Source organism: Pseudomonas sp. GW821-FHT07G06, from assembly GCF_058986625.1.
Genome location: NZ_JBYSVW010000025.1, coordinates 49,688 through 60,486, shown reverse-complemented (window position 1 = coordinate 60,486; position 10,799 = coordinate 49,688). Strand labels below are relative to the sequence as shown.

Annotated in this window: 10 protein-coding genes; 8 read left to right on the top strand and 2 right to left on the bottom strand. The window is 59.7% G+C overall.

Going from position 1 to position 10,799, the window contains the following annotated elements; translation table 11 throughout:
* On the top strand, positions 1-1,822 hold a 1,822-nt coding region (locus AC3WJW_RS28345; RefSeq protein ID WP_493728300.1), incomplete at its 5' end, for an RHS repeat domain-containing protein.
* 160 nt (positions 1,823-1,982) lie between these two features.
* Here AC3WJW_RS28345 and AC3WJW_RS28340 read toward each other — a convergent pair.
* On the bottom strand, positions 1,983-2,924 hold the full coding sequence (locus tag AC3WJW_RS28340) for a class I SAM-dependent methyltransferase (protein ID WP_493728299.1): 942 nt from the start codon (positions 2,922-2,924) through the stop codon (positions 1,983-1,985).
* 287 nt (positions 2,925-3,211) lie between these two features.
* On the opposite strand from AC3WJW_RS28340, the gene AC3WJW_RS28335 reads away from it, so the two are divergent.
* The 7 genes from AC3WJW_RS28335 (at position 3,212) to AC3WJW_RS28305 (ending at position 9,785) form a co-directional block, all read left to right on the top strand.
* Entirely contained in the window at positions 3,212-3,829 is a 618-nt protein-coding gene (locus AC3WJW_RS28335; protein WP_493728298.1) for a cytochrome b/b6 domain-containing protein, read from the top strand.
* On the top strand, positions 3,826-4,611 hold the full coding sequence (locus AC3WJW_RS28330) for a molybdopterin-dependent oxidoreductase (protein ID WP_102701954.1): 786 nt from the start codon (positions 3,826-3,828) through the stop codon (positions 4,609-4,611). Before AC3WJW_RS28335 ends, AC3WJW_RS28330 begins: the two co-directional genes overlap by 4 nt.
* A gap of 52 nt (positions 4,612-4,663) precedes the next feature.
* Positions 4,664-4,918, top strand: coding sequence for a pentapeptide MXKDX repeat protein (locus tag AC3WJW_RS28325; protein ID WP_493728297.1), 255 nt, complete (start codon positions 4,664-4,666; stop codon positions 4,916-4,918).
* A gap of 349 nt (positions 4,919-5,267) precedes the next feature.
* On the top strand, positions 5,268-5,780 hold the full coding sequence (gene fae, locus AC3WJW_RS28320) for a formaldehyde-activating enzyme (RefSeq protein WP_493728296.1): 513 nt from the start codon (positions 5,268-5,270) through the stop codon (positions 5,778-5,780).
* A gap of 10 nt (positions 5,781-5,790) precedes the next feature.
* The gene (locus tag AC3WJW_RS28315; RefSeq protein ID WP_493728295.1) at positions 5,791-6,825 is read left to right on the top strand and encodes an aldo/keto reductase; all 1,035 of its coding nucleotides are present in this window, start codon (positions 5,791-5,793) and stop codon (positions 6,823-6,825) included.
* The gene (locus AC3WJW_RS28310) at positions 6,822-8,255 is read left to right on the top strand and encodes an NAD-dependent succinate-semialdehyde dehydrogenase (protein WP_493728294.1); all 1,434 of its coding nucleotides are present in this window, start codon (positions 6,822-6,824) and stop codon (positions 8,253-8,255) included. The genes AC3WJW_RS28315 and AC3WJW_RS28310 overlap by 4 nt, the downstream gene beginning before the upstream one ends.
* Before the next feature lie 165 nt (positions 8,256-8,420).
* Positions 8,421-9,785, top strand: a complete 1,365-nt coding sequence (locus tag AC3WJW_RS28305) for an MFS transporter (RefSeq protein WP_493728293.1) — start codon at positions 8,421-8,423, stop codon at positions 9,783-9,785.
* Positions 9,786-9,883: 98 nt separating this feature from the next.
* Here AC3WJW_RS28305 and AC3WJW_RS28300 read toward each other — a convergent pair whose 3' ends face one another.
* Complete coding sequence (locus AC3WJW_RS28300) at positions 9,884-10,750, bottom strand: LysR substrate-binding domain-containing protein (RefSeq protein WP_493728292.1); 867 nt, start codon at positions 10,748-10,750, stop codon at positions 9,884-9,886.
* Positions 10,751-10,799 lie beyond the last annotated feature (49 nt).

Genomic DNA, 10,799 nt, shown 5'->3' with positions numbered 1-10,799 from the left:
GACCCATTTCAACAACCAGCGTATCGACCCGATCAACCGCTACCGCTACGACAGCCAGTATCAACTGGTCGAAGCCCGGGGCTGGGAGGTCAGCCAGCCGAGCCACGGTCCGACGCTGCCGGAGCTGTTACCCACACCGCTGGACCCCAACCAACGGCGCAATTACACCCAGCAATTTGAATACGACCAAGGCGGCAACCTGATCACCCGCCAGCACAGCGGTGCGCCGGGTTTTTCGATGTTCACTTCAGCACGGAGCAACCGCAGTCTCGCGCAACGGGACGATGGTTCGTTGCCGGGCGAGCCCGATATCGACTCGGGTTTCGATGCCTGTGGCAATCAACTGGAGCTGCAACGTGGTCAAGCCATGCGCTGGGACAGCCGCAATCAATTGACCCGCGTGACGTTGGTCAAACGCGAAACCGAGCCGGACGACTACGAAAGCTACCGCTACGACCGCCCCGGCCATCGCTTGCGCAAAGTGGGATTCGCCCAAAGCAGTGGGCGCACCCTGCGCACCGAGGTCCGTTACCTCCCCGGTCTGGAAATCCACCGCCAGGCCGATGGTGAAGAACATCACGTCATCAGCATCGAAGCCGGGCGCAGCAGTGTGCGGGCGCTGCACTGGCCGCAAGGTGCGCATAGCGACCAACTGCGTTACAGCCTCAGCGATCACCTGGGCTCCAGCACCCTGGAACTGGACGACGACGCGGGCGTGCTGACCCGGGAACACTATTACCCCTTTGGCGGCACGGCGTGCTGGGCGGGTAAAAGTGCGTTGGCGGCGCAGTACAAGACCCTTCGCTATTCGGGAAAAGAGCGGGATGCGACGGGGCTTTATTACTACGGGTATCGGTATTACGCACCGTGGCTGCAAAGGTGGATAAATCCGGATCCAGCGGGATTTATAAATGGGCTGAATATCTATTGCTTCGTCTCTAATAGGGTTGTCAGTGTTAACGACGTGGATGGGCGTTGGTATGAAGGGGTCGGTGATGAAGTTGAACGGAGAATTCCAGCGGGAGGTGAGATAGTTGCACGCGGACTAGAACAGCTTGAAACAGAACAAAAAAATATCATTAGGTCGGAGCTGATTGAAGTGGAACGTATGTTCTATGGTGCTCAACGGGCGCTGCATTCGAATTTCACGGAAAAATCTAGTATTTTGCAGAGCTACTTTGGTCCCGCATATGGAACCATTGAAAGCAAGCTATTGGATTCTTGGACGCGAGGAGAGGGCCTGTCAAAAGAATACCAAGGGGTTTGGGGGGAGGGAAAGTTTCTAAGCTATAAGGCTGATAGGAAGAACCAGGCTCAGATTGATATAGAAGATTTTCATGGAAGGCTGATTGTTAATGTTCTTCATATAAAGACAGGCTCCCTAAGCACATTGTTAGGGCATGAAATGATGCATCTAAATAGGGTGAGCAGATTTGTAAGTGTTGGGCCAGGTGCGTTGGATCATTTCTATATTGATCCCAGCGCTCACTGGGCACTTGACTCCCCTCGAACACATTTTGATCTGCCGGAGCGTGGCATATCAGAAACCATAATGCAGGGAGGGTTGACTGTGGACTATTTGAACGATTTTACGAAAAATCACGATGGTTTCATAAGCGCTGTTGGGGAGTACTTTGGTCGGGCTGATTCAGGGATTGATATTGATGCAGCAGTATATTTTTTTAATAAAAGTCCAAGCCTGAGGGCGAAAATGGCATCTGAAAATGCAGATAGTCTGATATTTTCTGCCAAAAGTATGTATCAGTTAAATCAGGCAAGAGTTGCAGATAGCCAGCTCTTTTATAGCTTGTTAAGAAGTTGAGTTCTTCCAGCTACTTAGCAAAAGCAGCAGATATGGAAAAGAGCAGGGGCAGCTCACACGGGGCCTCCACCGACTCAGGGAAAAACCAAGAAGTCTTTTTTAAGAACTTATTTGGTAAGTGCTGAGAGGGCGGCGCATATTTATAGCGCTACACCCCTTGTTATTTTTTCAACTGGAACACCAACGCCTTCAACCCACACTCCACATCCGCATCCGGAAACTCCGGTGGATTCTCCAGTCGCTGCTCGAACCGCAGACCCGGCGCCTCACGAGTCACTCCATCGATCAGGAAGTCGGCGCCAAACGCTGGGTCGTTCATGCAGGCCAACACCGTGCCTTCAGGGCTGAGCAATTCCGGCAGGCGACGCAGCACCCGCTGGTAATCCTTGGTCAGCAAAAAGCTGCCTTTCTGGAACGACGGCGGGTCGATGATCACCAGGTCGTACGGGCCTTTGCCGATCACCTTGCCCCAGGACTTGAACAGGTCGTGGCCGAGAAACGTGACCTTGCCCAGGTCGTGGCCGTTGAGCCGGTGGTTGTCGCGACCACGGCTCAGGGCCGGGCTCGACATGTCGAGGTTGACCACGTGGCTCGCGCCGCCTTCGATGGCCGCCACCGAGAAGCCGCAGGTGTAGGCGAACAGATTCAGCACCCGCTTGCCCTGTGCATGGGCACGGACCCAGTCGCGGCCGTAGCGCATGTCGAGAAACAGCCCGGTGTTCTGCTTGCGGCCCAGGTCGACCCGGTATTTCAGGCCACCCTCGGTGATGGTCATTTCTTCGATGACTTCGCCCAGCAGCCATTCGGTGGTGCTTTGCAGCAGGTAGCGATGTTGCAGCAACAGCGTATGGGCACCGGATTTTGCCCACTGTTCAGACTGGGTGATTGCCATCAGCCGCTGTTTCAGGTCTTCCAGTTGCGCCGCCTCCGACTCCTTGAACAACGCCACCAGCACTACGCCCTGCAGCCAGTCCACGGTCACTTGCTCCAGCCCCGGCCAGCAGCGGCCACGGCCGTGGAACAGGCGACGGGTTTCGGTGGGGGCGGCCGCGAGGGCGGTCAGCAGGTGCTGGTCGAGGGTGGCGAGGGCTTCAGGGTTCATCGGGTCGGGTCGGTGGCGTGGAAAGGGGCGGCATTTAACCATAGTTGCGCAACCTGTGGACCACGCAAAAAAAAACCTGTGGGAGCGAGCCTGCTCGCGAAAGCAGTGTGTCAGTCGCTATCAAATCCGGCTGACACACCGCTTTCGCGAGCAGGCTCGCTCCCACAGGGGTTTTCGGTGCTCGTTGTGAGCGAGTTATCACGTTTAATTTAACTTTACGTGAGGATTTGGCGATCTTCCGGCTCCCATACTCGGCCCCAACGAACAACAACACACGGGAGCCGGACATGTCGCAGTCAACTGCTTCACCCAAGGCCAGTCATCCACGCTGGCTACGCCTGACCCACTGGCTCAACGCCCTGGCGGTGCTGGTGATGGTCACCAGCGGTTGGCGCATCTACAACGCCTCGCCCCTCTACGAATTCAGCTTTCCCACGTCGATCACCCTCGGCGGCTGGCTTGGCGGCGCGCTGCAATGGCATTTCGCGGCGATGTGGTTCCTGGCGATCAACGGGCTGATCTACCTGGCCTTCAACCTGTTCAGTGGGCGCCTGAAGCGGCGCTTTTTCCCGGTTTCGCCCAAGGGCGTGCTGCATGACCTGTGGGCCGCCTTGCGCGGAAAACTCGAGCACGCTGACTTCAGCCATTACAACCAGGTGCAACGCGTCGCCTACCTGTTCGTGATGGTCGACATCACGCTACTGGTGCTCTCCGGGCTGGTGTTGTGGAAGTCGGTGCAGTTCCCGCTGCTGCGTGAATTGATGTTCGGTTACGAAGGCGCACGCCGTGTGCATTTCTTCGCCATGGCGCTGTTGGTGGCCTTCGTGGCGGTGCATCTGCTGATGGTCGCGCTGGTGCCGAAAACGCTGTTGGCCATGATCGTCGGCCGCAAGGAGCAAGCATGAAAAAGCGTATTCAGATCCCCGGGCTGGACGAATCGTCGATCCTCACCGACGCCCGCAAGATACTCGCCCCGCAAATCGAAGACCGCTCACGCCGTTCGTTCCTGCTGCGTGGCCTGACCCTCGGCGGCGTGGCCATGTTGTCCGGTTGCAACATCACCGACAACGAAAGCGTCGACACCGCGCTGTCGTCCATGTCGCGCTTCAACGACCGGGTACAGGGCTGGCTGTTCAACCCCAACGCCATGGCGCCGACCTATCCCGCATCGATGATCACCCGGCCGTTTCCCTTCAATGCCTTTTACGGCATCGACGAGGCACCGACAGTGGAGGAGGAGAGCTATCGCCTGGAGGTCAGCGGCCTGGTCGCCGACAAGCGCAGCTGGCGCCTCGAAGAACTGCGCGCCATGGCCCAGACCGAGCAAATCACTCGGCATATCTGCGTCGAAGGCTGGAGCGCGATCGGACGGTGGGGCGGCGTGCGCTTCAGCGATTTCCTCAAGCGCATCGGCGCCGACACCGACGCCAAATATGTCGGCTTCAAATGCGCCGACGACTACTACACCAGTATCGACATGGCCACGGCGCTGCACGCGCAAACCCTGCTGGCGCTGACCTGGGACGGCGCGGTGCTGCCGCGCGAGTACGGCTTCCCGATGAAGCTGCGCATGCCCACCAAGCTTGGCTACAAGAACCCCAAACACATTCAGGCGATTTTCGTCAGCAACACCTACAGCGGCGGCTACTGGGAAGACCAGGGCTACAACTGGTTCGGTGGCAGCTGAGGATGCCTGGCCATTTCACACCTTCACACCCCAAGCTCCAAGGAGTTTCATCATGAAAAAGTTGACCACCATTGTACTGTCCATGTGCCTGGCCGTTGGCGCTGCCAGCGTGTTCGCCGCCGACACCATGAATAACGACAGCATGAGCAAGGGCGCCATGTCCAAAGATGCCATGAAAAAAGATACGTCGATGAAAAAGGATGCAATGTCCAAGGACACGATGAAGAAAGACACCATGTCGAAAGACACGATGAAAAAAGATGCCATGTCCAAGGACGCCATGAAAAAGCAACCGATGACGCAATAATCACGATCCCTGTAGGAGCTGCCGAAGGCTGCGATCTTTTGATTTTGATTTTAAAGATCAAGATCAAAAGATCGCAGCCTTCGGCAGCTCCTACAGGTTTCGTCAGGGTATGACTTGAAGTCATGCCCTCATGACTTTTAATGGTTACAGCCCCGCCAACCCCCGGTGTTAAAAAATCGCAAACCAGCTCATCAACAACAAAAAAGAGCGTTTGCAACCATGACTCATCATCACTGCCGCGTCTTCGCCAGCGATCTGCTGCGCTCTTCGAACCCAGACATCTGCCACGCCAGGCCTCGTGCTTGCGTGCGCTGCTGATCAACCAAAACTCCCTGAAGAGTAACGACTCATGAAAGAACTCGACCTGTACATCGGTGAAGGCTTCGAAGGCCCTGGCGTGAACGCCGCGCACATCAACATCCTGATCGGCCCGCGCAACGGCCCGGCAGGGCAGGCGTTCGCCAACAGCCTGGCGTCGCCAAGCCAGGGTCACTGCCCGTTCATGGTGATCGCCCAGCCGAACATCCCGGTCAAGCCGATGACCCTGTATGTGAACAAGGCCGCGATCGGCAGCGACCTGCACGGCAATGCGACCTGGGGCGCGTCCCAGGCCGGTATCGCGAAGGCCGTTCTGGAAGCGCTGCTCGACGGCACCCTGCCGCCCGAAGCCGAGGACGGGTGGGCCATCGTTACCGCCAACTGGGTCAACCCGGCCTGCGACGACCTCGATGCGGTGTACCTGAACAACTACAACGCCTGCCGCACCGCGATCCGTGCCGCCCTCACCGGCAAGCCGGAAACCGCACAGCTCAAGGATGTGGTCAATCACATCAGCAACCCTTTCTACACGCCGAAAGCCTGAGGTCCGCGCCATGCAATACATTCGTTTGGGCAACTCCGGCCTCGAAGTCTCCCGCCTGTGCCTGGGCACCATGAACATGGGCACCCCGGACTGGAAACCGTGGATCTTCGATGAGAAGAAAAGCGAACCGATCGTCAAGCACGCACTGGACAACGGCGTGAACTTCATCGACCTGGCGGACTTCTATTCCGCCGGTGTCGGCGAGGAAGTGGTGGGGCGCATCGTCAAGCGCCTGGCCCGGCGCGAAGACCTGGTGATCACCACCAAGGTCGGCTACGGCACCCGCAGCGGTATCAACGCCAGCGGCCACTCGCGCAAGCACATCATGGACAGCATCGATGCTTCGCTCAAACGCCTGGACATGGATTACGTCGACGTCTTCATGCTGCACTACTTCGACGTCAACACCCCGGTCGAAGAAACCATGAGCGCGATGAATGACATCGTGCGTTCCGGCAAGGCCCGCTACATCGGTGTGTCGACCATGCTCACCGGGCAACTGGCAAAAATCCTCATGGCCTGCGAGCGCAATGGCTGGGTCAAGCCGATCAACATGCAACTGCAACTGAACTGCGCCTACCGTGAAGAAGAACGCGAGATGATCCCGTTCTGCCGCGACCAGGGCCTCGGCGTCTCGGTGTTCAGCCCGTTGGCCCGTGGCCTGTTGACCGGTGACGTGCAGTCGACCCGCAACCAGACGGACTTCTTCACCCAGCAGATGTACAGCGACGAAGCCTCGTTCGAAATCGCTCATTCGGTGCAACGTGTGGCCCGTGCCCGTGGCGTGTCCAACGCGCAGATCGCCCAGGCGTGGGTGGCCAACCACCCGGGCGTGGATTGCATGCTGGTCGGCGCCGACACCACCGAGCAGTTCGACAGTGCCCTGGCGGCCCTGGAAACCAGGCTCGACGCCGAAGAACTGCATGAACTGGAGCGCAACTACACGCCGTGCGACGTGATCAACGATTACACCGCCGGCAAGCGCATCCTGCGTACCGCCCGTCCGGGGCTGGAGCGTTTCAACCTGACCGAGGCCGTGGCATGAGCGCGTTGATTCGTCACGGCAATTTCATCGATGGCCAATGGTCCAGCGGCGGGCAGACTTACCCGGTGCTGAACCCGGCCAACGGCGAGCTGATCGCCGAGGTGCAAAAGGCCGGCGCTGGAGAGACCCGGTTGGCCATCGAAGCGGCCAACCGCGCCTTGCCGGCGTGGCGCAAGCTGACCGCCAAGGAGCGCAGCCAGCGCCTCAAGTGCTGGAGCGACTTGATGCTGGGCAACCAGAAGGAACTGGCCACGCTGCTCAGCCGCGAACAGGGCAAGCCATTGGCCGAAGCCATGGGCGAAGTGGTCTACGCCGCGAGCTTCCTGGAGTGGTTCGCTGAAGAAGCCAAGCGTGCCTACGGCGACGTGATCCCGAGCCACAAGGCCGATGCGCGGATCATCGTGGTCAAGGAGGCCATAGGCGTGGTCGCGGCGATCACCCCGTGGAATTTCCCCCTGGCCATGGTCACCCGCAAGGTCGGTCCGGCGCTGGCTGCCGGTTGCACCATGATCCTCAAGCCCTCGGAAGAAACCCCGCTGTCGGCCTTCGCCCTGGGGGTGCTGGCCGAGCAGGCCGGGATTCCGGCCGGTGTGTTCAACATCGTTTCCGGTGATGCCGTGGCGATCGGTGGCGCGCTGCAAGCGTCGAGCATCGTGCGCAAGCTGTCGTTCACCGGCTCGACCCGCACCGGCAAATTGCTGATGCGCCAGGCCGCCGACACTTTGAAAAAGGTCTCGTTGGAGCTGGGTGGCAACGCGCCGTTCATTGTGTTCGACGACGCCGATCTGGACGCGGCGGTCAAAGGCGCGATGGCTTCGAAGTTCCGCAATACCGGGCAGACCTGCGTTTGCGTGAACCGCTTCTTCATTCAGGACGGCGTGTACGAAGTCTTCACCGGCAAACTCGCCGAAGCCGTTGCAGCCATGCGCGTCGGCAGTGCGTTGGACGGTGAAACCGAACAAGGCCCGCTGATCAACGGCGCCGCACTGGCCAAGGTCGAGCTGCACGTGAGCGATGCGGTGGAGAAGGGCGCCAAGGTCCTGTGCGGCGGTCGTCGTCATGCCCTGGGCGGTACGTTCTACGAGCCGACGATTCTTGCCGAAGCCAGCAGCGACATGCTGATCGCCCAGGATGAAACCTTCGGACCGGTGGCTGCCTGCTTCCGTTTCAAGGATGAAGCCGAGGTGCTGCAAAAGGCCAACGACACGCCATTCGGTTTGTCCGCCTACTTCTACAGCCGCGACATCGGCCGCGTCTGGCGCATGGCCGAAGGCCTGGAAGCCGGCATGGTCGGGATCAACGAAGGAATCATTTCCACGGAAGTGGCGCCGTTCGGCGGCATCAAGGAATCGGGCCTGGGTCGCGAGGGTTCGAAGTACGGTCTGGATGACTACCTGGAAATCAAATACCTGTTGATGGGTGGCCTGTAAGGACGCACGCCGCCCCCTGTAGGAGCGAGCCTGCTCGCGATGGACGTCAACGATATCGCGGGGAGCCTGACACCCCGCGGAGTTCTCAAGTCCATCGCGAGCAGGCTCGCTCCTACAGGGATACACGCTTCATTTCTCCGTCAATAACAACAATTGGAGATTTACATGTCCGTACAACCGGTAAAAATCGACGACCTGCCCATCGGCCGCTTTCACATCAAGATCGCCGGCCTGACCTTCGGCGCACACTTCACCGACGGCTATATCCTCGGCCTGATCGGTATCGCATTCACCTTGCTGAGCCCGCAGATGCAGCTGGATGCATTCTGGCAGGGCCTGATCGGCGCTTCGGCCCTGATCGGCCTGTTTCTCGGCAGCCTGTTCTTCGGCTGGATTTCCGACAAGGTCGGCCGGCAGAAAATCTTCCTGGTCAGCTTCGTGCTGATCACTCTCGCCTCGGTCATGCAGTTCTACGTCGAGTCGGCCATGGCGCTGTTCCTGTGCCGGGTGCTGATCGGCATCGGCCTGGGCGGTGACTTCAGTGTCGGCCACGCCATGCTCGCCGAGTTCGCACCGAGAAAGCACCGTGGCGTGTTGCTCGGTTCGTTCAGCGTGATCTGGACCTTCGGTTATGTCGCCGCGACTTTCGTCGGCACCGCCATGCTCAGCCTCGGCGACGACGCCTGGCGCTGGATGCTGGCCTCGTCGGCGATCCCGGCGGCGTTGATCCTGATCGCCCGTATCGGCACCCCGGAATCGCCGCGCTGGCTGGTCAATCAGGGTCGCATTGCCGAGGCCCGGGCCATCGTCAGGAAACACCTGGGCGAGCACGTCGAACTCGACGAAACCCCGTCCACCGAAACCCGTTCCGGCTATGCGGTGCTGTTCAGTCGTGAATACCGCAAGCGCACGGCGTTCAACTGCCTGTTCTTCGTGTGCATCGTGATGCCGTACTTCGCCATCTACACCTTCCTGCCGTCGATCCTGCAGAAGATGGGCCTGGCCGAAGGCTTTGGCACCGAGCTGATGCTGAACATGCTGCTGATCCTCGGCGCACTGATCGGCATCTGGTGCACCATCAAGTTCACCCGGCGCGGGTTCCTGATCAACTCGTTCATCATTCTGGCGCTGGCGTTGTTCCTGCTGGCGGTATTGCCGGGCAGCGCGGCGTGGCTGATGGTGCTGGTGTTCGGCGTGTTCACCCTGGTGCTGTCGGCGGTGAGCAACCTGGTGGGTGTGTTTCCGGCCGAGAGCTTCCCGACTGAAGTGCGCGCCAGCGGTATCGGCCTGGCCACGGCGGTGAGCCGCCTGGGTTCGGCGATCAGCACGTTCCTGTTGCCGGTGAGCGTGGCGGGGATTGGTTTGAGCCCGACCATGGGCATTCTCGCGGCGATTCTAGCGATTGGCGCGTTGCTGTCCTGGGCCTGGGCGCCGGAGACCAAGTCGCTGACCTTGAGCCAGGCATGCAAGGCGCAGAGTCCGGTGGAGGAGAGCGTGGTGGTAGCGGTGAAAGCCGCAACACCCATCTGACAGATTGGCACGCCCCCTGTAGGAGCTGCCGCAGGCTGCGATCTTTTGATTTTGATTTTTTAAAAACAGGATCAAAAGATCGCAGCCTGCGGCAGCTCCTACACCAGTCCCAACCACTCGGTAAACATCCGCACCTTCGACAAGCCCTGCTTGTCATTCGCCACATCCAGCCAATAGCCATACGGCCCGACCACTTCCACCGGGGTGATCGGCACCAGGCTGCCATTGGCCAGCTCCTTTTCGATCATCTGCCGGTCGATCACCGCCAGCCCGCCGCCCGCCAGCGCGGTGTGGATCACCTGGTCCAGGGTGCTGAATTCCAGCCCTTGCCCGGCATCGATGTCGTCCCGGCCCACGGCCGCCAGCCAGTTCTCCCAGACCTTCAGGCGCTTGCCGTCGTGCAGGATGTGCAGCAATGGAAATTGCCGCAGGTCCGGTGGTTGCTCGCCATTGAACAACTCCGGGCTGGCCACGGCGATGTGCCGCTCCATCACCAGTAACCGACTGCTGCAATGGCTGGCGGCTTCGAGGCCGAAGCGGATATGGCAGTCGATTTCCGCAAGACTCTCGTGGCCCATCTGGTTGGTCACGCTCAGACTGATATCGGGGTAGCGCTGAACGAAGGCACGCAGGTGTGCGGAAAGCCAGCGCGTGGCCCAGGTCGGCGGCGCGACGATGCGCAGGCGTTGACGCAGATTGGGCACGCGCACCGCTTGCAGGGCGCGTTCGATGTGGTCGAAGGCTTGCGCCAGGTGCGGGGAGAGGGCGGTGCCGGTTTCGGTCAGGGTCAGGCCCTGGGGCGTGCGGACGAACAGCGTCACGCCAAGGTAGTCTTCCAGCTGTTTGATCTGCCGGCTGACGGCGCCCTGGGTGACGTTCAGTTCCAGGGCTGCCTGGCTGAAACTGCGATGCCGCGCGACCTCTTCGAAGACGCGCAACATGTTGAGCGAGGGCAGTTGACGCATGGGAGGGGAACTCCGCGAAGGGCAGGTTTATTGTTTTGTTGGAATTTGC

Coding starts and splice junctions, on each gene's coding strand:
- AC3WJW_RS28340 (WP_493728299.1), bottom strand. CDS start 2,924: ATGAACCCTGAAGCCCTCGCCACCCTCGACCAGCACCTGCTGACCGCC.
- AC3WJW_RS28335 (WP_493728298.1), top strand. CDS start 3,212: ATGTCGCAGTCAACTGCTTCACCCAAGGCCAGTCATCCACGCTGGCTA.
- AC3WJW_RS28330 (WP_102701954.1), top strand. CDS start 3,826: ATGAAAAAGCGTATTCAGATCCCCGGGCTGGACGAATCGTCGATCCTC.
- AC3WJW_RS28325 (WP_493728297.1), top strand. CDS start 4,664: ATGAAAAAGTTGACCACCATTGTACTGTCCATGTGCCTGGCCGTTGGC.
- fae (WP_493728296.1), top strand. CDS start 5,268: ATGAAAGAACTCGACCTGTACATCGGTGAAGGCTTCGAAGGCCCTGGC.
- AC3WJW_RS28315 (WP_493728295.1), top strand. CDS start 5,791: ATGCAATACATTCGTTTGGGCAACTCCGGCCTCGAAGTCTCCCGCCTG.
- AC3WJW_RS28310 (WP_493728294.1), top strand. CDS start 6,822: ATGAGCGCGTTGATTCGTCACGGCAATTTCATCGATGGCCAATGGTCC.
- AC3WJW_RS28305 (WP_493728293.1), top strand. CDS start 8,421: ATGTCCGTACAACCGGTAAAAATCGACGACCTGCCCATCGGCCGCTTT.
- AC3WJW_RS28300 (WP_493728292.1), bottom strand. CDS start 10,750: ATGCGTCAACTGCCCTCGCTCAACATGTTGCGCGTCTTCGAAGAGGTC.